23 protein-coding genes are annotated in these 19,992 nt (G+C 68.1%); 12 read left to right on the top strand and 11 right to left on the bottom strand.

The features are described from left to right. The first annotated feature begins 85 nt into the window (after nucleotides 1-85). Nucleotides 86-847: a DsbA family protein gene (locus tag ACFVVI_RS13730; protein ID WP_387445651.1), complete on the top strand. Its 762-nt coding sequence runs from the start codon at nucleotides 86-88 to the stop codon at nucleotides 845-847. Further along, on the top strand, nucleotides 847-1,410 hold the full coding sequence (locus tag ACFVVI_RS13735) for a vitamin K epoxide reductase family protein (protein WP_378991240.1): 564 nt from the start codon (nucleotides 847-849) through the stop codon (nucleotides 1,408-1,410). Before ACFVVI_RS13730 ends, ACFVVI_RS13735 begins: the two co-directional genes overlap by 1 nt. Here the strand turns inward: ACFVVI_RS13735 and ACFVVI_RS13740 are convergent. The 4 genes from ACFVVI_RS13740 to ACFVVI_RS13755 form a co-directional block, all read right to left on the bottom strand. Beyond that, the gene (locus ACFVVI_RS13740) at nucleotides 1,396-2,040 is read right to left on the bottom strand and encodes a class I SAM-dependent methyltransferase (RefSeq protein WP_379312789.1); all 645 of its coding nucleotides are present in this window, start codon (nucleotides 2,038-2,040) and stop codon (nucleotides 1,396-1,398) included. The genes ACFVVI_RS13735 and ACFVVI_RS13740 overlap by 15 nt on opposite strands. Beyond that, nucleotides 2,037-3,281: a saccharopine dehydrogenase family protein gene (locus tag ACFVVI_RS13745; protein ID WP_379312788.1), complete on the bottom strand. Its 1,245-nt coding sequence runs from the start codon at nucleotides 3,279-3,281 to the stop codon at nucleotides 2,037-2,039. The genes ACFVVI_RS13740 and ACFVVI_RS13745 overlap by 4 nt, the downstream gene beginning before the upstream one ends. A 22-nt stretch (nucleotides 3,282-3,303) precedes the next feature. Further along, on the bottom strand, nucleotides 3,304-4,737 hold the full coding sequence (locus ACFVVI_RS13750) for an ABC1 kinase family protein (protein WP_379312787.1): 1,434 nt from the start codon (nucleotides 4,735-4,737) through the stop codon (nucleotides 3,304-3,306). 126 nt (nucleotides 4,738-4,863) lie between these two features. Next, nucleotides 4,864-5,550 (bottom strand): TetR/AcrR family transcriptional regulator, encoded by a 687-nt coding sequence (locus ACFVVI_RS13755; protein ID WP_378991072.1) that lies wholly within the window; start codon nucleotides 5,548-5,550, stop codon nucleotides 4,864-4,866. 339 nt (nucleotides 5,551-5,889) lie between these two features. Between ACFVVI_RS13755 and ACFVVI_RS13760 the strand changes: the two genes are divergently transcribed. The 6 genes from ACFVVI_RS13760 (at nucleotide 5,890) to purU (ending at nucleotide 10,760) form a co-directional block, all read left to right on the top strand. Continuing rightward, complete coding sequence (locus tag ACFVVI_RS13760) at nucleotides 5,890-7,143, top strand: DUF445 domain-containing protein (protein WP_387445885.1); 1,254 nt, start codon at nucleotides 5,890-5,892, stop codon at nucleotides 7,141-7,143. A gap of 113 nt (nucleotides 7,144-7,256) precedes the next feature. Next, nucleotides 7,257-7,703 (top strand): helix-turn-helix domain-containing protein, encoded by a 447-nt coding sequence (locus ACFVVI_RS13765; protein WP_101465494.1) that lies wholly within the window; start codon nucleotides 7,257-7,259, stop codon nucleotides 7,701-7,703. Next, nucleotides 7,703-8,350, top strand: a complete 648-nt coding sequence (locus tag ACFVVI_RS13770; protein WP_378991069.1) for a heparin-binding hemagglutinin — start codon at nucleotides 7,703-7,705, stop codon at nucleotides 8,348-8,350. Before ACFVVI_RS13765 ends, ACFVVI_RS13770 begins: the two co-directional genes overlap by 1 nt. A gap of 91 nt (nucleotides 8,351-8,441) precedes the next feature. Then, on the top strand, nucleotides 8,442-8,720 hold the full coding sequence (locus ACFVVI_RS13775; RefSeq protein ID WP_235569396.1) for a DUF2516 family protein: 279 nt from the start codon (nucleotides 8,442-8,444) through the stop codon (nucleotides 8,718-8,720). Between the two features lie 76 nt (nucleotides 8,721-8,796). Beyond that, entirely contained in the window at nucleotides 8,797-9,849 is a 1,053-nt protein-coding gene (locus tag ACFVVI_RS13780; protein ID WP_387445653.1) for an alpha/beta fold hydrolase, read from the top strand. 20 nt (nucleotides 9,850-9,869) lie between these two features. After that, a complete protein-coding gene (gene purU, locus ACFVVI_RS13785; RefSeq protein WP_387445654.1) occupies nucleotides 9,870-10,760 on the top strand; it encodes a formyltetrahydrofolate deformylase in 891 nt (296 codons plus the stop codon). 1 nt (nucleotide 10,761) lies between these two features. Here the strand turns inward: purU and ACFVVI_RS13790 are convergent, their stop codons facing one another. Then, nucleotides 10,762-11,289 (bottom strand): GNAT family N-acetyltransferase, encoded by a 528-nt coding sequence (locus ACFVVI_RS13790; protein ID WP_387445656.1) that lies wholly within the window; start codon nucleotides 11,287-11,289, stop codon nucleotides 10,762-10,764. Between the two features lie 92 nt (nucleotides 11,290-11,381). On the opposite strand from ACFVVI_RS13790, the gene deoC reads away from it, so the two are divergent. Then, nucleotides 11,382-12,047 (top strand): deoxyribose-phosphate aldolase, encoded by a 666-nt coding sequence (deoC, locus tag ACFVVI_RS13795; protein WP_378634061.1) that lies wholly within the window; start codon nucleotides 11,382-11,384, stop codon nucleotides 12,045-12,047. Between the two features lie 35 nt (nucleotides 12,048-12,082). Here the strand turns inward: deoC and ACFVVI_RS13800 are convergent, their stop codons facing one another. After that, nucleotides 12,083-12,817: a DUF2993 domain-containing protein gene (locus ACFVVI_RS13800; RefSeq protein WP_378991062.1), complete on the bottom strand. Its 735-nt coding sequence runs from the start codon at nucleotides 12,815-12,817 to the stop codon at nucleotides 12,083-12,085. A gap of 106 nt (nucleotides 12,818-12,923) precedes the next feature. On the opposite strand from ACFVVI_RS13800, the gene ACFVVI_RS13805 reads away from it, so the two are divergent. Continuing rightward, complete coding sequence (locus tag ACFVVI_RS13805; protein WP_358186434.1) at nucleotides 12,924-13,532, top strand: hypothetical protein; 609 nt, start codon at nucleotides 12,924-12,926, stop codon at nucleotides 13,530-13,532. Here ACFVVI_RS13805 and ACFVVI_RS13810 read toward each other — a convergent pair. The 3 genes from ACFVVI_RS13810 to ACFVVI_RS13820 form a co-directional block, all read right to left on the bottom strand. Next, the gene (locus ACFVVI_RS13810; protein WP_387445658.1) at nucleotides 13,518-14,315 is read right to left on the bottom strand and encodes a class I SAM-dependent methyltransferase; all 798 of its coding nucleotides are present in this window, start codon (nucleotides 14,313-14,315) and stop codon (nucleotides 13,518-13,520) included. The genes ACFVVI_RS13805 and ACFVVI_RS13810 overlap by 15 nt on opposite strands. 23 nt (nucleotides 14,316-14,338) lie before the next feature. Beyond that, nucleotides 14,339-14,866: a DUF2505 domain-containing protein gene (locus ACFVVI_RS13815; RefSeq protein WP_378991059.1), complete on the bottom strand. Its 528-nt coding sequence runs from the start codon at nucleotides 14,864-14,866 to the stop codon at nucleotides 14,339-14,341. A 64-nt stretch (nucleotides 14,867-14,930) separates the two neighbouring features. Then, the gene (locus ACFVVI_RS13820; RefSeq protein WP_387445660.1) at nucleotides 14,931-16,067 is read right to left on the bottom strand and encodes a UDP-N-acetylmuramate dehydrogenase; all 1,137 of its coding nucleotides are present in this window, start codon (nucleotides 16,065-16,067) and stop codon (nucleotides 14,931-14,933) included. On the opposite strand from ACFVVI_RS13820, the gene ACFVVI_RS13825 reads away from it, so the two are divergent. Next, the gene (locus ACFVVI_RS13825) at nucleotides 16,066-16,554 is read left to right on the top strand and encodes a DUF2505 domain-containing protein (protein WP_387445661.1); all 489 of its coding nucleotides are present in this window, start codon (nucleotides 16,066-16,068) and stop codon (nucleotides 16,552-16,554) included. The two genes, ACFVVI_RS13820 and ACFVVI_RS13825, sit on opposite strands and share 2 nt — an antisense overlap. 174 nt (nucleotides 16,555-16,728) lie before the next feature. Then, nucleotides 16,729-17,859, top strand: coding sequence for an Ig-like domain-containing protein (locus ACFVVI_RS13830; protein WP_387445886.1), 1,131 nt, complete (start codon nucleotides 16,729-16,731; stop codon nucleotides 17,857-17,859). A gap of 61 nt (nucleotides 17,860-17,920) precedes the next feature. Here ACFVVI_RS13830 and ACFVVI_RS13835 read toward each other — a convergent pair whose 3' ends face one another. Together ACFVVI_RS13835 and ACFVVI_RS13840 are read right to left on the bottom strand one after the other, a co-directional pair. After that, nucleotides 17,921-19,363: a DHA2 family efflux MFS transporter permease subunit gene (locus tag ACFVVI_RS13835; RefSeq protein WP_387445662.1), complete on the bottom strand. Its 1,443-nt coding sequence runs from the start codon at nucleotides 19,361-19,363 to the stop codon at nucleotides 17,921-17,923. Continuing rightward, nucleotides 19,360-19,962 (bottom strand): NADPH-dependent FMN reductase, encoded by a 603-nt coding sequence (locus ACFVVI_RS13840; RefSeq protein WP_378991056.1) that lies wholly within the window; start codon nucleotides 19,960-19,962, stop codon nucleotides 19,360-19,362. Before ACFVVI_RS13840 ends, ACFVVI_RS13835 begins: the two co-directional genes overlap by 4 nt. Nucleotides 19,963-19,992 lie beyond the last annotated feature (30 nt).

The raw sequence follows: 19,992 nt of genomic DNA on the forward strand, positions 1-19,992 counted from the left end.
CAAGACGCGCATTGCGGAAACTCTCAGGTTCGGCCCGCATGATGTTCCCGGTGGGGAGCCAACGAGCGAAAGGCGTGTGACGACGGTGAGCACGGGCAAGAGTCCCTCGGGCAGGAATCCGCTGGCGGCGGCCGAGGCGGCCGACAAGAAGCGCAAGATCGCGATCCAGGCCGGCGTCGCCGCCGTCCTGGTCGCGCTGGTCGCGGCCATCGGCATCGGCATCGCGGTGAACAAGTCCGATTCCGACAAGGAATCGTCGACGACCTCGGCGGCGCAGCTGCCCGCGACGGGCGGGGCGGTCACCGAGACCGGCACGGTCGTGATCGGCAATCCCGATGCCAAGGTCAAGGTGCGCGTGGTCGCCGACCTCCAGTGCCCGGCCTGCAAGCAGTTCGAGGCAGCCAACGGTGCGACACTCGCCAAGGCCGCCGCCGACGGCACCGCCTCCGTCGAGTACCAGATCATCTCGTTCCTCGACAAGGCCTCGACCAACCAGTACTCCTCGCGTGCGGCCAACGCGTCGTTCTGCGTGGCGAAGTCGGACACCACGAAGTACCAGTCCTGGTTGCAGACCATGTTCGAGAAGCAGCCCGCCGAGGGCGGTGCGGGCCTGAGCAACGACGAGCTCATCAAGATCGCCACCGACGCGGGGTACACCGATCCGGCCGTGGCGACCTGCATCAACGACAAGCCGTACAACGACTACATCCAGCAGGTCACCCAGACCACGCTGCAGAGTGGCGTGAAGTCCACGCCGTCGGTGTACATCAACGGCCAGCTGAACCAGACCGACGCGATCTTCACCGAGAACGGCCTGGCCCCCGTGATCGCTGACGCGGCGAAGTGATCACCGCCCCCGCCCGCTCGGCCTGGCTGCTGCTGATCGCCGGGCTGGCGGGCTGGCTGGCGTCGTTCACGCTCACCGTCGAACGGTTCAAGCTGTTCGTCGACCCGGATTACGTGACCTCGTGCAGCATCAACTCGGTGCTGTCGTGCGGGTCGATCATGAAGACCGACCAGGCCGCGGTCTTCGGTTTCCCCAACCCGCTCATCGGCGTCGTCGGGTTCTCGGTGGTGGTGACCCTGGCCGTGCTGTCGGTGGTCGGCGTGGGCTTCCCGCGCTGGATCTGGGGCGGGCTGTGGCTCGGCACCGTGCTCGGCATCGCCGGGCTGTGCTGGCTGATCTTCCAGAGCCTGTACCGGATCAACGCGCTGTGCCCGTACTGCATGGTGGTGTGGGTGGCGGTGCCGGTGCTGTTCGCGGTGACCACGCAGGAACTGTGGGGCCGGTCGCGCGGTGCGATGGGAATCCTCGCCGAATGGCGCTGGACCCTGGTTGTGGTGTTCTACGCGGTGGTGCTGCTGCTGGTGTTCCTGAAGTTCCAGGACTACTGGCTAAGCCTGGTCTGACACCGGCTTGGTGGCGTCCACGTATTGCATGAAACGGTGGACGCGCTGGTCGATTTCGGTCAGGCCCGCGCGGGCGAACAGCTTCGGGAAGGTATCGCGGTCGAACAGGCGAAGGCCGCTCAGGCTCGCGGCCAGGCTGCTCGCCGAGCCGAAGAGGTTGTCCTCGGCATAGCTGGTGCTGATCGCGATACGGCCGCCCGGGGCGAGGACGCGGATCATCTCGCGGGTGGCGACCAGCGGATCGGGGATCAGGTAGAGGGCGCCGAAACAGCAGACGGCGTCGAAGGTCCCGTCGGCGAACGGCAGCATGCGCGCGTCGCCCCGAACATAACCGACGCGCGGGCTGGCGTTGTCGGTCGCGGCCTTGGCCAGCATCGGCGCCGAGTAGTCCAGGCCGGTGACGAAACCGCCCTTGGTCAGGTACTCGCTGAGGTAGCCGGTGAAATTGCCTGGGCCGCACGCCACATCGAGCACCTTCATGGGGCCGCTCAGCCGCAGGGCACCGACCGCTTCGTGGCGGTCGGTGCCGGTGGTCCGGCCGCTGGCGAGGTAGAACAGCGTGGGTCGCCACGCGTGCTCGTACACCGCGGCCAGCGCCGGGGCGTTCATGGTCCTGCGCGCGAGATTCACCGGCGCGCGACCTCGATGGTCATCCCGGCCTCGCGCAGCCGCGTGGTGAGCGCCTCGCCCATCGCCGACGCGGGGGTGAGCACGCCCGCGCGCTCGGGCAGGGTGTCGAAGGCCAGGCTCAGGCCGCTCTGGCCGAGCAGTACGGCGGTGGCCTGATAGCCGGGATCGCCCGTGCCGGAGAAGGTGGCCTGATATTTGGCGCCGGAGCTGGTGCGGGCGAAGGTCTTCATGGTGAACCACCCACTGCGGCGGGCCTTTTCGCTGGGGCCGGTGCCGGGCTTGGGCAGAATCCGGTCGAGCAGCTTACGGCCGAGCGAAACTCTCGACAGGACCGCGCCCGAGGCCATGCCCGCCACGATGCCGCCCGCGATACCCGCGGCGACCAGCGGCGCGGCGGCCGAGGTGCCCGCGTTCATCACCTCGCGGTAGCGGAACTGCTTGCCGTAGACCCAGCCGAGCAGGCCGTTGGTGCGGCGCACGACCTTGGTGTTGTGCGAGGCCATCACGAACGTGGTGACCCAGCCGTCCAGGCCGGGGTCGATGCTGTCGGCGCGGGCCAGCGCCAGATCGGACTGGCGGCCGACATCGGGTTCCATGCTGCGATCCGGGCTCAGCGAATACGGGTGGGCCAGGATCTTGCCGCGCGCGGAGTCGGCCGCCACGTCCTCCCACATGGCACGCCCGGAATCGATGGTGCCGCCGCTCGCGCCGCCCTTGAGATAGGCGACCAGGGTGGTGTCCTCGAGCTCGCCGGTGTCGTCGGCGATCGTGGCCCGGTAGATCTCGTACACGCTCAGGTCGGACGGAATCGAGTCGTAGCCACAGGAATTCACGATCTTGGCGCCCGAGTCGACCGCGGTCTGCTCGTACTTCTCGATGGCGTCGTGGATGAACAGCGGCTCACCGGTGAGGTCGGCGTAGTGGGTGCCTGCCGCGGCACACGCGCCCAGCAGGGGCATGCCGTAGCGCAGGTACGGTCCGACCGTGGTGACCACGACCTTGGTGCGCTCGGCCATCGAGGCCAGCGAGGCGGGGTCGCTGGAATCGGCGACGACGAGTTCCCATGTCGCGGCGGCGGGCCCGAGCTCGTCGCGAGTGGCGGCGAGCTTGCTCGCCGAACGGCCGGCCAGGGCGATCCTGGCGTCGGCCGGGGCCGCGGTGAGCAGGTATTCGGCGGTGAGTTTGCCGACGAAACCTGTTGCGCCGAACAGGATCAGGTCGAACTCACGGTGCTGCGGCATGACGCGCCTTTCGAAAGATGATTCAGGGCTTGGTGGCCGGTGCGCTCGCCTTGCGGGGGGCACGAGTCTTCTTCACCGGTTTCGGTGGATGAGTGGCGAGCCAATCACGATGGGCCAGCCCGAGTTCGGTGACCGGCTGATCGCCGTAGAGCCATTCCCTGGCGACCAGATGCCAGTTGTTGGTGCTGTCGAGCTGGCCGAGCATGCCGAAGGTGAGGAAGTCGGCGCGGCGCGAGAACAGGTGTTCGGGCGGCAGATTCTGCTGCTTCATGCCGGTGAACTCGCTGGCCCTCGGGTCGACGGCGAGCAGGAACGCGCCACTGGCCAGTTCCGGGGTGATGGTGAGTTCCTCGTCCACCAGACACCATTCCGAGGCGGCGAGCACGTATTCGAGGCATTCCTCGGCGCCGATCTCCTCGGGCGAATCGATCACGCCGCGATCGATCATCAGCTGCCGCAGGTCTTCCGCGCGATCCTCGGCGGCCGCGCGCAGGCACTGGATCTCGAATCCGACCAGCTTGGGGTCCATCCGGTTGAACAACCCGAAATCGAGGAAGGCGACCCGGCCGTCCCTGGCGAGCAGCACATTGCCCGGGTGCGGGTCGCCACAGAACTCGTTGAAGCTGAACAGCGAGCCGACGTAGAAGCGGTAGATGATCTCGCCGACCCGGTTACGTACCGCGGCGGGCATTTTCCGCACCTCGTCGAATCCGTCGCCGTCGATGAACTCGCTGACCAGCACGCGGGTGGTCGACAGCTCCGGCACCGAGGACGGCACCACGATGAACGGGTGGTCGCGGTACAGGTGCGCGATCTCGGCCTGCGTGGCGGCTTCGGCCTGGTAGTCGAGCTCGCTCTCCATGTTCAGTTTCAGCTCGTCGAGCACCGCGGGGGTGATCCACGGCATCGCCGAGGCGAGCACCCGGCGGAACATGGTGAGGTTCTTCAGATCCGCGCGCACGGCGGCGTCGACCCCGGGGTACTGGACCTTCACCGCGACAGCACGGCCGTCGTTCAGCGTGGCCCGGTACACCTGGCCGATCGAGGCGGCGGCGATCGGCTCCGGATCGAATTCGGCGAAGATCTCCGCCAGCGGGGCACCGAAATCCTGCTCGATCACCGTGCGCATGGACTCGAACGACACCGTGGGTGCGGCGTTGCGCAGCACGGCCAGGCGCTGCTGGAACCGCTCGCGATGGTTCTCCGGCACCAGATCCAGGTCGAGCACCGACATCATCTGGCCCAGCTTCATGGCGACGCCCTTCATGGTGCCCAGCACCATGACCACCTGTTCGGTGGTGCGGATCATCGACTCCTCGGCCATCCGCGCGCGCACGGCCTCCGAGCGGCCGCGCATCGATAATCTGGTCTTCTTCGAGCGGATGACCGACCCCGCCGCGACTGCCCCCAGCTTCGTCCCGCGGGCAAGCCGGGAAGTCGGCACGTTCTTCGCCATCGAGATACCTCCGTTGGTGCCGACGCGCACGGCGGTGACACAAGCCACAGCGTCCCGCCCGCGTTCAGCGTAGCCAACCGTGCGCCGTTGTCGAGCCCGGCTCCCTCGAACGCGGGAAATCCCAGCTCAGGGCGACTGTTGCGGCATTTCGGGCAGCGGATGCGGCTGCGCGGTGAAGATCTCGGGTGAGCCACCCGCGCGGGCCATGCCCTCGATCGCACTCCAGGCCATCATCGTGAGGTAGTCGATGACGTCCTGACGCGGCATGGCCTTGTCGGTGGTGGTCCACCAGTGGGTGGCCAGCTGGATGCCGCCGACCAGCACGTACGACCACAGCATCGCGCCCTCGGTGCGGATGCCCTTGGCGCCCGCCCGGTCGACCAGCACCGTAGTGACCACATCGGCGAAGAGGCGCTCGAACTCCGCGAGCGAGGACTTGTCGCCCGCGGCATTGCTCATGATGAACCGGTAGACCTCGGGGTCGTCGTCGACGGTGCCGACGTATTCGGTCATCGCGGCGCGCACGAGTTGGTATTCGTCGGCGTCGAGACTGATCGCGCCGTACACCCGGGGTAGCAGCGTGGTTTCGATGAACCGCTGCATGGTGGCGTGGACCAGGTCGTTCTTGTCCGCGAAGTAGCGGTACAGCACGGTCTTGGACACGCCGATCTCGGTGGCGATCTCGTCCATGCCCGCCTGGCTGCCCCGCGCGCGGATGGCGTTGAGCGTGCCGTCGACCAGTTCCTCGCGGCGGTCGATCTTGTGCTGTCGCCACCGACGTTTGCGGCCGTCAGCCTGGCCGCCGCCGCGCACTCCTGCTCGGCTCGACTGCTCGCCGATCTCGACAAGGTCTTCGGTGGACAGAACAGCCCCCTCGTATCGATGTTGGCGTCTTTAGTCAACAGCTTAGGCGCGCCGGTGTGGGGTGGCGCTCCTTTGGCCCACGTTGCGGCATTTACCACACTCGAGTGCTTACGCGCGCGTACGACAAACCGCGCGGTTCGCCGTGTCGTGGGCGACGCCACGCGGGGTTGGCGGCGGCGCACTCGCCGTGCGCACAGCAGAATGGGGGCTATGGAGAAATCTCCCGGCAACACGGCGGTTCTCACGCCGCGCACCGAGCCCGCCGCACAGCCCGCCGGCTTCGCGGTGATGACCGACGAGGCGGGCAAAAAACGTGACCTGTTCAAGATGAAGGCACTGGCGACCAGCTTCCTGCTGGTGGCCAGTGTGATCTACCTGCTGTGCCGCTGGCTCGAATCGCGTGGCGGCGGTGGCGAGTGGGTCGGCTATGTCCGCGCGGCCTCGGAGGCGGGCATGGTCGGCGCGCTGGCCGACTGGTTCGCGGTCACCGCGCTGTTCAAGCACCCGCTGGGTCTGCCGATCCCGCACACCGCGATCATCCGCAAGAAGAAGGACCAGCTCGGGGAGAGCCTCGGCGCCTTCGTGGGCACCAACTTCCTCGCCCCCGACGTGGTCTCGGCGCGCCTGGACTCGGCGCAGATCTCGCTGCGCGTGGGCCGGTGGATGGCCGATCCGGCGCACGCGGCGCGGGTGGCGCAGGAGAGCGCGACGATCCTGACCGCGGTGGTCAACACCCTGCGCGACGAGGACGTCGAGCAGATCATCGACAACACCATCGTCAAGCGGATCGCCGAACCGCTGTGGGGGCCGCCGCTGGGCCGGGTGCTCTCGGAGATGATCGCCGACAACCGGCAGCGGCCGCTGATCGACCTGCTGGCCGAGCGCGCGCATCAGTGGGCGCTGGGTTCCCAGGACACGATCGACCGGATCGTGGTGCGCGATGCGCCGCAATGGGCGCCGAAATTTGTCAATACATTGCTGTCGGAGCGAATTTATCGGGAACTCGTCGAGTTCACCTGGAAGGTGCGCTCCGATCCTGAACACGAATTGCGGCGGGCCGCCGATCGCTTTCTCCAGGATTTCGCCGAGGACCTGCAACACGACGACGCGATGATCGCCAAGGCGGAGAAGGTCAAGGCCGAGATCATGGGCCGCGAGCAGATCACCGGAATGGCCGAGGCCACCTGGCGGGCGGCGAAGCGGTTGATCTTGGAATCGGCCGAAGACCCGGATTCCACCCTTCGCCGCAAGGTGGCCGAGAATGTGCAGCAGCTCGGCGAGCGCCTCCGCGACGACCCGGAGATGCGTGGCAAAGTGGACGGGTGGATCGATCGCGGTGCTCGCTATCTGGTCGGTAACTACTCCGCGGAGATCACGACATTGGTGACCGATACGGTCGCGCGCTGGGACGCCGACGAGGCGAGCAGGAAGATCGAATTGCAGGTCGGTCGGGATCTGCAATTCATCCGGATCAACGGCACGGTCGTCGGCTCGCTCGCCGGCCTGGCCATCTACACGATCTCGCAGCTGCTGTTCCACTGAACGACCTGGTAACCGGGGCTGCGTACGTGTTAGCCGACCGGGTGCTAACTGTAGTGCTTGCAATAGCTAGCACCCTGTTCTACTATTGGCCTTACAACGCCAGAAGGTGAGCGATGACAGACCAACCCGAGAGTCGTGTAGCGCACGCGGCTCAAGACATCGGAGGTTTCATCAGGGCACAGCGCGAAGGTGCGCAGGTGTCCCTGCGTCAGCTCGCCGCTCTGGCGGGGGTAAGTAATCCGTACCTGAGCCAAATCGAACGCGGATTACGTAATCCCTCCGCCGAAGTACTCGCGCAGATCGCCAAGGCACTGCGGGTTTCCTCGGAGGTGTTGTATGTGCGGGCAGGATTTCTGGAACAGCGTCCGCACAGCCCGGTCCGTGACGCCCTGCTGGCCGACACTTCGGTGTCCGAGCGGCAGAAACAGGTGTTGCTGGAAATCTATGAGTCGTTTCGCCGGGAAAACGGGGAAGAAGCCGGCTCAGGGGGGAACGAACGAGACACTGACGTTTCGTTCACGACAACTGACACTCCGCCACACCAGGAGACTGAAGACTGATGACCGAGAAGACCGCCACTGTGACCAAGCCGCTGTTCGCCACCGTCGGCGCCGGTGACGCCATCTACGCCGCCGTGAACGACGTCGTCGCCGACGTGCGTGGCCGCGTTGCCACCGCCGACCCGAAGGCCCGCGTCGAAGAGGCCCGCGAGCGCATCGCGAACGTGCCCGCCGACGTGCAGGCCCAGTTCGACACCCTGCGTGACCGTATCTCCGGCCTGCCGTCGGAGCTGCCGGAGGACCTCGCCGAGCTGCGCGAGAAGTTCACCCCCGAAGAGCTGCGCAAGCTGGCCGAGCAGTACTACCGCCAGGCGCTCGACATCTACGCCGATCTCGCCGTTCGCGGCGAGGAGACCGTCGACCGGCTGCGTGCCAACCAGGCCGTCGACGAGCAGATCGGGCGCGTCGAGAACCTCTACAAGGATGCCTCCGCTCGCGCCGAGGATGCCCTGACCAAGGTCAACGACCTGCTGGGTCGCACCAAGGCCGAGGCCGAGGCCGTGGCCGACAAGGTCGACGCCGTGGTCGAGGCCGAGGTCGTCGCCGTCACCACCGAGCCGGCTCCGGCCAAGGCTCCCGTCGCCAAGAAGGCTCCGGCCAAGAAGGCCGCTCCGGCGAAGAAGGCCGCCGCGCCCAAGAAGGTCTAGCCTTCGCGCAGCACCGCTGACAGCGGCCCCGTACACCAGGTGTGTGCGGGGCCGCTGTTCGTATGATGGGGGTGTGAACCTGGTGAATGGGATGACCTCGCTGATTCTGCTGATCCTGTGGATCGGCGCCTTCGGCGCGACGGTGTTCGCGCTCATTCACGCTGTGCGCCAGCGTTCGGATGCCTTCACCGCCGTCGACAAGATGACCAAGCCGATCTGGCTGGCCATTCTCGGTGGTGCGCTGGTGTTTCTGCTGATCGGCATCGGGGGGCTGGGGATGCTGTCGTTCATCGCGATCATCGCGACCGGGGTGTACCTGGCCGATGTGCGCCCGAAGGTGGACGAGGTGCAGCGCGGCCCGCGCTGGTAAACAGCCCCTCGAAGGGCTCGCGGGTGAGTGGTACGCGGTGTTACTGTATCTATCAGTAACACAAAGGAGTGTGCCGATGCGCGCAAAGTTGCCGACGGCTCTGGTGAACCTGGTCGACCGGGTGTCCACCGTGGTCGAGACCACCCTCGCGGCCCACCGGGCGGACCTGCGGACACGGACGCACGGGATCGCGGCCTTCGATCCGCCGCGGATACCGCACGACGTGATCCCCGTGGTCACCGCCGACGGCGCCCGCCTGCGGGTGCACGCCTACGGCCCCGTCGACGCGCCCGTCATCGTGTTCGCCCACGGCTGGACGTGTTCGATCGAATACTGGAACGCCCAGATCAACGCCTTCGCCGGCGAGTACCGCGTGGTCGCCTACGACCAGCGCGGCCACGGCGAGAGCACCAACGGCTACGCCCGCCCCAGCACCGATCTGCTCGCCGACGACCTGTGCGACGTGCTCGACGCCGTACTGCTGCCGGGGCAGCGCGCGGTACTGGCCGGGCACAGCATGGGCGGGATGACGCTCATCGCCTGGGCGGGCCGGTACCCCGAGCGGGTCGCCGAACAGGCCGCCGCGGTGATCCTCACCAACACCGGCGCGCACTCACTGGTCGAGGTGTCGACCATGGTTCCCGGCCTGAACATCCCGCTGCGGATGCTCGGCGGCCGTTCGATGCCGACGCCGGACTGGCTCGGCAAGCTTATCCTCGGCACCCCGGTGGTGTTCCCGCCGATCAAGCCGGTGCGCTGGATCTTCGCCCGGCAGGTGATGACCCTCGATACCTCGCGCGAGAAGCTGAATTACGCGCTCTCGGTGGTGCGTGGCTGCCCGATGATGACGCGTTCGCGCTACGGCTTCCTGCTCACCGAGCTGCACCTCGGCGATGACGCGAAGAACTTCTCGGTCCCGACCACCGTGCTCGCGGGCGATCGTGACGACATGACCCCCGCGATCCACGCTGAGCGACTGGCCGCGCTGCTCCAGGAAGCAGGCACGCTCGCCGGGCTCAAGGTGCTGCCGACCGGACACCTCGGCAACGTCGAACGCTACGACCTGTTCAATGCCGAGGTGGCCCGAGTGCTGGCCGCCGTCAGCGAGCCCGTGCGCGCCCTGGCCTGACCGCCTGCGAGAATCGGCGGATGAGCTCTACCGCTGTGACCTCGGACGACCGTCGGTTCGTGCTGACCCTCGGGTGCCCGGACCGGCCGGGCGTCATCGCCCGGATCTCCTCGTTCATCGCCGAATTCGGCGGCTCGATCGTGGAGGCCGGGTATCACTCCGACGGTGACATCGGCTGGTTCTTCACCCGCCAGGCGGTGAAGGCCTCGACGGTGCCGTTCTCCATCGACGAGCTGCGGGTGCGCTTCGCCGAGGTGGCCGCCGAGTTCGGTCCCGAGACCGACTGGCAGCTGCACGATTCCGGTGCGCCGCGGCGCGCGGTGCTGCTGGTCAGCAAGGACGGGCACTGCCTGCACGACCTGCTCGGCCGCGCACAGGCCGGTGAGCTGCCCGCGACCATCGAGGCCGTGATCGGCAACCACCCCGACCTCGCGGGCATGACCGAGGCCCACGGGGTGAAGTTCCACTACGTGCCGTTCCCGAAGGACCCGGCCGAGCGCGGTCCGGCCTTCGAGCAGGTGCGCGACCTCGTCGACTCCCACGATCCGCATGCCGTGGTGCTCGCCCGTTTCATGCAGGTGCTGCCCGCCGAGCTGTGCGAGCACTGGGCCGGGCGCGCGCTCAATATCCACCACAGCTTCCTGCCCTCGTTCGTCGGCGCGCGGCCCTATCACCAGGCGTACGCGCGCGGGGTGAAGCTGATCGGGGCGACCTGCCACTACGTCACCGCCGAGCTGGACGCGGGGCCCATCATCGAGCAGGACGTGATCCGCGTCGATCACGCCGACGACGCGCGCGACATGGTCAGACAGGGACGCGACATCGAGCGGGTCGTGCTCGCGCGTGGACTGCGCTGGCACCTGGAGGGCCGGGTGCTCGTGCACGGTCGGCGCACGGTCGTCTTCGAGTGACCTACAGGTCGTAAAACGGTGCCGGATAACGGAATTCGCCGGTGACGGCGGAATCGTAGGCCGTGAGCGGGCGGACCTGGAAATACGGCGCCCATTCGGCTTCGTCGGGCACGACGCCCAGGCGCGTGCCGGGGACGAAGCCGAAGCGGGCGTAGTAGTCGGGATCGCCGACCAGGCCGACAACCGATTCGTCGAGAGCGTCGGCGGCGCCGAGGGCGGCGTGGACCAATGCCGAGCCGACGCCGGACTTCTGATGCTCCGGATCGACGCCGAGCGGACCCAGCGCGAGCACCGGGAACGGGCCGATTCCGGCTCTGGTGAGACAGATGTGCCCCACGACGGTGTCGTATTCGAGGGCGACCAGCGACAGCGTGGGCATCCACGACTCGTCGGTCCGTAGCGTCTCGACGAGGGCGGGTTCGGGTGGTTCGGTGACGGCCGGATCGCCCGCGTAGTGCGGGGCGAAAGCGGCGCGGTGGATCGCGGCGATCGCCGGGGCGTCCGCTGGGGTCTCGCGACGGATCAGCACAGGCTTAAGTCTCCAGGATTTGGGTACGGGAGCGCAATGATGTGCCGTGCCCGATGTTCCGGACTCGGCCGCGCGTGTGCGATGCTCGGGAAATGACTTCCGCGCCGCTGACCCGGGCCGCCGTGGCCGACATGATCGACCACACCCTGCTCGCGCCGGAAGCCACTCCGGCCGAGGTCGACTCGCTGGTCGTCGAGGCGCGCAAGCTGGGGGTGTACGCGATCTGCCTGTCGCCCTCGATGCTGCCGGTGCGTGCGCCGGGGCTGGTGGTGGCCACCGTGGCGGGTTTCCCGTCCGGCAAACACCATTCGCTGGTGAAGGGTGCCGAGGCGCGGCTGGCCGTGGATCAGGGCGCCGCCGAGGTGGACATGGTGATCGACGTGGGCGCCGCGCTGGCCGGTGATTTCAACGCCGTGCTCGCCGACATCATCACCGTGCGCGAGGCGACCAGGGATCGGGCCGTGCTCAAGGTGATCATCGAATCGGCGGCGCTCACCGATGCGGCGATCGTCGGCGCGTGCCGGGCGGCCGAACAGGCGGGCGCCGATTTCGTGAAGACCTCCACCGGTTTTCATCCCGCGGGCGGTGCGAGCGTGCACGCGGTGCGGTTGATGGCCGAGACCGTCGGCGGACGACTCGGGGTGAAGGCCAGCGGCGGCATCCGCACCGCCGCGGATGCCGCCGCGATGATCGAGGCCGGTGCTACGCGGCTCGGGTTGTCGAAATCGGCTGCGGTCCTCGACGGATTTCCCGACTAGCCGAGGTTTCCCCGAGTCGTCACCGCCGCGCGCGATCAGCAGGTGAACCCGGACTGCTGAGCGGCCGGGTCGCTCTCGAGTGCGGTCTTGCCACCCGAAAGGTGCACGCTCACACCGTCATCGGTGACCTTGACCTCCTGCGCGCGCAGGCCGAGCGGATAGCTCTGCAAGCTCTGGGTGAAGGTCTCGACGATGTCCTGCACGAGGTCGGTGGGCAGGCCGATGCCGAGTATCTGCGCCGACTTCGTCTCCACCGTGACGTTGCCGTCGCGGACCATCGGCTGCACCTCCAGCTGGGCGAGGCCGCCGAGCACATCGAGAGTGATCACTCCGGTGCTCGCCGAGGAGCTCACGCCGCTGACCATGGTGCCGAGGGTCTCGCGGATGCCGTCGTTGTTCCAGGTCACGTCGGCGGTCGAGCTGTCGATGGTGCCGCCGCCTCGGCCGCGGTCGACGAGTTCGATGTCGTTGAATTTCGCGTGCACCACCATCCCGACAGCGGGGCCGAACTTGTTGTCCTCGCTGTCGACGGTGATCGTGCCGACCTTGCCGTCCACATAGGACAGCAGGATCGGGCGCGGGCCGAAGCCCACGTCGATGCTCGAGCCCATCTGTTGCTCGAACGCGCCGCTGATGCAGCTCGAGATCTTGTGCCTGGCATAGGCTTCGGTTCCGCCGATGGCCGCGACGAGCAGGGCTGCGACCACGGCCAACGCGATCACCAGCGAGCGCCGACCGATCCTGGGGCGAGGGGGCTTTTGTGTGGTCATGGCATCGGATTCTTCCCGATCTTTCTGTGTCCGCTCTGAGGACGTAGTGAAAGCCTTCACAGCAAAATGTGACCTGGCGCACGCAACCGGGCGTAATCTGGGTTGCATGACTGGCGAGGGCGCGCGCCGGGTGGCGGGGACAGCGGATCATCGATGGCGGGTGCTGCGGCGCCTCGCCGGGCGGCACGCGGGCTTCTTCACCACGCGTCAGGTGTTGCGTACCGGCTGCGAATCGCAGGTCAGAGCCGCCCTGGGGGACGGGTCGGTGACCAGGGCCGGGGTCGGGATGATGCGGCTGGGCCAGTGGCGGGTGGGGCCGCTCGACGAGTACGCGATGTGGGCGGCGTGGTTCGACGGCGCGGCGGCGGTGTCGTATCAGAGTGCGGCGGAACTGCACGGGATCGGCAGGTTGCAGCCGCGGTTTCTGCACCTGTCGGTGTCGGCGGGTCGCCCGCCGGTGACCCCACGGTTGGTGCTGACCCGACGCAAGCTCTGCGCGGCGGATGTCGAGTCGGCTGGGCCGTTTCTGGTGACCACGCCGGTGCGGACGGTCCTGGATCTGGCCGAGACCGAGATCTCGCAGTCGGCGCTGGACGAGGTGGTGGCCGACGCGGTGGCGATCCACCGATGCGATACCGACGAGATCTGGTGGGGTGGGCAGCAATTGGCGCCGCGAGCGTCGGCGAGGGTGCGGCGGGCGTTAAGCCGGGTCTGACGGGGCGACCACGTCCCAGGGCACCGACAGCACGCAGTCGCGCATTCGCCGGTTGTAGGGGTGGACCGGGAAACCGTTGGCGCGCAGCATCTCCGCCGCTGCACGCCAGCGGATGCGGGGGCCGTACGGCGCCATGGCCGCGGTACGCTCCCAGGCCCGGTCGGCGGCGGTGAGCAGCGTGTGGACGCGTTCGCCGGGAATGTTGCGGTGGATCAACGCTTTCGGCAGGCGCTCGGCGATGTCGGAGGGCCGGTCCACGGTGAACGGATCCCAGGCCAGCGTCAGGGAGAGGGGGCGGTGCCGGTCGAGCAGCACCCAGGCGCAGCGGCGGCCGAGTTCATCGCAGGTCCCGTCGACGAGCAGGCCGTCGGGTGCCAGATTGGACTGGATGCGCGACCACGCGTCGGGCACGGCGTCCTCGGGATATTGGCGCAGGACGTTGAACGCCCGGACCAGGGTCGGTCGCAGGCCCGCCAGTTCGAAGCCGCCGCGGGCGAAACGGACGCCGTCGCGGGGTGCCACGACGCGGGCCGGGTCGATTTCCAGGCCCACCACCTCGAGGTCGGGGCGCACGGTGCGCAACCGGGCGGCCAGTTCGAAGGTGGTCCACGGTGCGGCGCCGTAGCCGAGGTCGACGACCAGGGGATTCGGCGATTCACGCAGTGTCGCGCTGACGAGTTCGTCGTTGACGAGCCAGCGGTCACTGCGGCGCAAACGGTTGACGCCGGTGGTGCCACGGGTGATGGTGCCGACCGGGGGGAGGGCCTTGCGGCTGGGGGCCACGGGCGTCGAAGTTCTCCGGTGCGTCAGACCGACTTGTCGGCGGTCTGATTGTCCAGGTAGCGCAGGGTTTCTTCCTGCTCGGCGCGGAACAGGTCGACCAGGTTCACCAGCATCAACTGCTCCAGGCGCGGGCCGACCATGGGGATGAAGACCTTGGCGGTGGGGGAGAAGCGCATGGTGGCGCCGGTCTCGGTGGGAAACAGGCGGATGGTGCCGGTCAGGCTGCCGGGGCCGGCCGGAATCGAGGCGGAGAACTTGCCCTCGGTCTCGTCGTGGTCGAACGGGCCCCAGCTCTCCTTGCGGGTGATCACCATGTCTTTGCGCATCACGGTCTGGGCGATCTCGGGGAGCATCTCGCGGGGCAGGGTGTGGTGCAGGACCACGTCGATGCCGTCGTCGGTGACGTCGAGGCTCACCACTTCGTTGTTGGGCGCGTACTTGCGCATTTCGGCGACGCGGGCTTCCCAGTAGTCCCTGCTCTGGAGGGCTGCGTACAGCTCTTCGGTGGTGTGCAGGGGGTAGCGAGCCGAGTAGTCCAGTCTGCGTGCCATGGCAGCACACGTTACGTGGTTGGGGTGCGGGCGGAGGGAAGAGGTGGGTTGTCTGTGCTCGGTCCTATAAATCGATGCCGACGGTTACCGGTTCCGGCTCCAGCGTCACGCCGAACCTTTCCTGGACGCCCGCGCGGACGGTGCGGGCCAGGGCGACGATGTCGGACGCGGTCGCGGTGCCACGGTTGGTCAGGGCCAGGGTGTGCTTGGTCGACAGGCGCGCGGCGGCGCTGTCGCCGGGGAAGCCCTTCGCGAAACCGGCGCGTTCGATGAGCCAGCCCGCCGAGAGTTTGGTGCCGTCGGGTGCGGGATAGGTGGGCACCTTGACGTCGTCGCCGACGTGCGCGGCGATCGCGGCCAGTACCCGTGGCAACTGCTCCTCGGTGACGACCGGGTTGGTGAAGAACGAACCGGCGCTCCAGGTGTCGTGGTCGGCCGGGTCGAGGACCATGCCCTTGCCCGCCCGCAGGCGAAGCACTTCGGCGCGCACCTGCTCGACCGGGCGGGTCTCGCCGTCGCCCGCCCCGAGCACCTTCGCCAGCTCGCCGTAGCGCAGCGGCGCGCTCATCCCGCTCGGATCGAGGGCGAACTCCACCGCGAGGACCACCGCGTCGTCGCTGTGCTTGAGCACGCTGGTCCGGTAACCGAAGCCGAGTTCGGCGGGTTCGGTCCAGCGCACGTCCCCGGTCCTGCGATCGAGCAGGCGTACCCGGCGCAGCAGCGACGCCACCTCCACGCCGTACGCGCCGACGTTCTGCACCGGTGTCGCACCGGCCGAACCCGGAATGCCGGACAGGCACTCCAGCCCACCCAACCCGGCCGCGACGGTCGCCGCGACGACCTCGTCCCAGTTCGCGCCCGCCTCGGCCACCACGCCGTCGGTGCCCAGCTCGACGCCGGTGGTGCCGACCAGCACGACCACGCCGTCGAAGCCCGCGTCGTCGATGAGCAGGTTCGACCCGCCCGCCACCAGCAGCACCGCGATACCGGCCGCGTCCAGGGTCTTCACCGTGGCCACCAGGGCCTCGGTGCTCGCGCATTCGGCGAGCAGCGCGGGCCCGCCGACCCGCAAGGTCGTCAATTCGGACAAACGCACCGAATCGCGGACCGTCGCGCCGGTATCGGCAAGCAGGTCACGCAGCTGATCGGAGGACACCACCCGTGTTGTACGCACGTCCGCAGACGGTACCGTGTCGAGCATGGCTACACCTCTGGCGTTCACTGCCGGCTACACGCATTCCGTCGATGCGGTGCGCGCCGCGTACTCCGACGAGCAGTACTGGAAGGCCCGGATCGCCGAGGTCGGCGGGCCCGGTGCCCGGCTCGACGCCTTCGCCGTCGACGGCGACCAGGTCCGCGTCCAGATGGTGCAGTCCATCCCCGCCGACCAGCTCCCACCCGCCATCACCGCGGTACGCCCCGGCGACCTGATCATTCCGCGCACCGAGACCTACACCGGCACCGGCGGTATCTTCGAGGCCCACGTCGACGGTGCCCCCGCGGTGGTCCGCGGCACGGTGACCATGGCACCCGACGGCGGCACCGGCTCCACCACCGCCATCAACGGCACCATCGAGGTGAAGATCCCGCTGTTCGGCGGCAAGATCGAGGCGGCCATCTCCGAGCGCCTGATCGAACTCCTCGGCAACGAGGCCACCTTCACCGAGGAATGGCTCAACCGGTCGTAGCGGTCTCGGTGAGACCGCGCTCACGGGGTATGGGTCGGTAGCTCGGCGTACATTCGATGCGTGAGCAAACATTCGGTAACCGAACTGTTGCGCGCGCGGGCCACCGCGCGGCGTAATTCGTCGGCGCACAGGCGTGAAGTGGGCGTTCGGGGCGGTCGATCCGTGGTTGCGGTGATGGTGCTGGCGGTGCTCGTCGTGCTCACCGGGTGCACCATCGACCGGCAGGGCGAGGCCGCCGAGGCGGCGCCGGTGGCGCAGGTCACCATCGCGCCCACGCCCGGAGCCACCGAGGTGGATCCGGTATCGCCCGTGTCGGTGACGGTCGCGCACGGCACGATCGACCAGATCGCCCTCACCAATGCCGGCGGCAAGCAGATCACCGGTCAGCTCAGCCCCGATCGCACCACCTACAAGGTCTCCGAACCGCTCGGCTACGGCGTCGAGTACACCTGGGCCGGTACGGCCATCGGCGCCGACGCGAAACCGATCCCGATCGACGCCACCTTCACCACGATCAGCCCCCAGTCGACCATCCCGGCCACGATCAACATCGGTGACGGCCAGGAGGTCGGGATCGCGGCGCCGATCATCCTGAAGTTCGCGGGGCCGGTCACGAACAAAGCGGCCGTGGAGAAGGCCCTCACCGTCACCACCGACCAGGGCACCGAAGGCTCGTGGGCCTGGCTGCCCGACGACGGCGGCTCGCGGGTGCACTGGCGTCCGAAGGACTATTGGACCCCTGGCACCACCGTGCACGTCGCCGCGAAGCTCTACGGCGTCGACCTCGGCGGCGGCGCCTACGGCGACTCCGATGTCACCTCCGATTTCACCATCGGCCGCAGTCAGATCGTCATCGCGAACGCGCCGAGTCACCGCATGCGGGTGGTGCGCGACGGCGCCACGATCTTCGACTTCGCGGTGTCCTACGGCGAAGGCAACGAGCCGCGCAACGTGACTCGCTCGGGCGTGCACATCGTCACCGAGAAGTACGAGGACTTCATGATGTCGAATCCGCCGTACTACACCAACGTCCGTGAACGCTGGGCCGTCCGTATCTCCAACAATGGCGAATTCATCCACGCCAACCCCGAATCCCTCTCGGCGCAGGGTTCCTCGAACGTCACCAACGGCTGCATCAACCTCTCGCCCGCCGACGCCCAGGCCTACTTCCCGACCGCCCTCTACGGCGATCCGGTGGAGGTGACCGGCACCTCGATCGAGTTGTCCCAGGCCGACGGCGACGTCTACGACTGGGCCCTCGATTGGCCGACGTGGAAGTCGATGTCCGCCTTGCCCGCCGAATAGCGCGCACCTGTGCCGTCGTGCCGCGGTGGTTCGACACCACGGCACGACGGCTCGGCCGCCCCTAACGTCGGGGCAGGAACAGCGCCGGGACGAGCGCCAGCGCGATCATGACGGGCGCGATCAGATAGGTGTGCTGGAACGCGTCGGCCAGGGCGGGAGCGAGTTCGGCCCGCTGGTCCGCCGTCATGGCGTGCAGCGCCTGGAGGCCACCCGTCACCGGGAGCAGTGCGCCCAATGTCACCGAGGCCACCGCGGTCCCGATCGCCATCGACGTGGTGCTGATCATGTTCAGCACCGTCGAACCGGCGGGCTGCTGCTCGCGGCTCAGCGGCCGGGTCGCCGTGGTCATCACCGGCATCAGGGTCCCGCCGCCACCCGCGCCCATCAGCACCATCGTCAGGCACAGTGCCCAGTACGGCGCGTCCGCGTCGAGCTGGATCACGAACAGCACGAAACCGGTGAGCGCCACCGTGATCGACGCGGGCAGGTACCGGCCGGGCGGAATCCGGTCGATCAGCCTGCCCGCCACCTGCATGGTCGCACCCGATGCCAGGGCGAACGGAATCCCCAAAGCGCCTGCCACCAGCGCTGACTCACCGCGCACCACCTGGAAGTACAACGGCAGCAGCAGCATCGAACCGAAGTAGCCGCCGGCGAACACCGCCAGCAGCACCGCGGAGGTGCCGGTGATCCGGTTGCCGAGCACGCGCAGATCCAGCAGTGGCACCGAGGTGGTCAGCGAACGGCGCACGAACGCGGCGATGAGGCCGACCCCCACCAGCAGTGGCACCAGTACCGCGGGCGTGGCGAATCCGGCACTCTCGCCCGCGGCGGTGACGCCATAGATGACCAGCGCCAACCCGGGCGACATCAGCAGCAGCCCACGGATATCGAGCGCCCGCGGCGGTTCCGGGGCATCGTCGGGCACCACCCGCACCGCCAGCAGCAGCACCAGCGCGCCCAGCGGCAGATTGATGAAGAACATCCACCGCCACGACACCTCGTCGATCAGGTATCCGCCGATCACCGGGCCCAGCAGCGGGCCGACCAGAATGGCCAATCCGAGCGTGCTCATCAACTGTCCCAGGCGCTCCGGCCCGGCCGCGCGCAGCAGGATCGTCATGCCGACCGGCATCAGCAGTCCGCCGCTGGCACCCTGAACCAATCGAAAAGCGATGAGTGACTCGATGTTCCACGACAGTCCGGCCAGTACCGAGCCGACCGCGAACGCCGTGATCGCCGTCAGATACAGCCGCTTGGCGCCGAATCGGCCGACCAGCCAGGCCGAGGTCGGCACCACGGCGCCGAGGGCCAGCGAGTAGCCGGTGGCGACCCACTGGATGGTGCTCAGGCCGGCGTGGAACTCCATCGACAGCTTGTTGATGGCGACGTTCACGATGGTCTGATCGAGCGTCGCCATGATCATGCCGACCACCAGGACCAGGGCGATCCGCATCGGAGTGCGACTGGTGGCCGGTTCGACGGTGGTGATCACGGCGGTCACTTCCCGTACGGCTGGGCCAGGCGGGCGGCGCGCAGCGCTTCGCCCCACCAGGTGAGCTGATCGAGCATGGTCGCCGCGGCGGCGTCGGCATCGTTGGGCGCGGACAGCTCGCCCGCGTCGTCGAATCGGCCCCACGGATTCGGGAAGCAGACCGAGTCGCGCACGGTGACGGCGTGGAGTTCGGCGAAGACCGGGCGCAGGTGTTCCACGGCGCGCAGTCCGCCGGAGATGCCGCCGTAGGAGACGAAACCGACCGGCTTGGCCTGCCATTCGGCGTGGTGGGTGTCGATCAGGTTCTTCAGCGTGCCCGGGTAGCTGTGGTTGTACTCGGGTGTCACCACGACGAACGCGTCGGCGCGCGAGAGCTTTTCGGTGGCTTCGGCGACGGAGGGGTGGTCGGTGGCGGCGCCGAACGCGTGCGGCAGTTCGATACTCGCGGTGTCGACGATGTCGACGGTGACGGTGTCGCGCAGGGCCGCTTGCCGGACGAACCAGCTCGCGATCGTCGGACCGAAGCGCCCCTCCCTGGTACTGCCGATGACGACCGCGAGCCGCAGCGGGCTGATGGCGGTTCGGACGTGGTCAACCGTGGCGCTCATGACGTTCCTCTTCGTCGGTGACGGCCCTCG

Source organism: Nocardia sp. NPDC058114 (assembly GCF_042884695.1).
In the GTDB taxonomy this organism is placed as follows: domain Bacteria; phylum Actinomycetota; class Actinomycetes; order Mycobacteriales; family Mycobacteriaceae; genus Nocardia.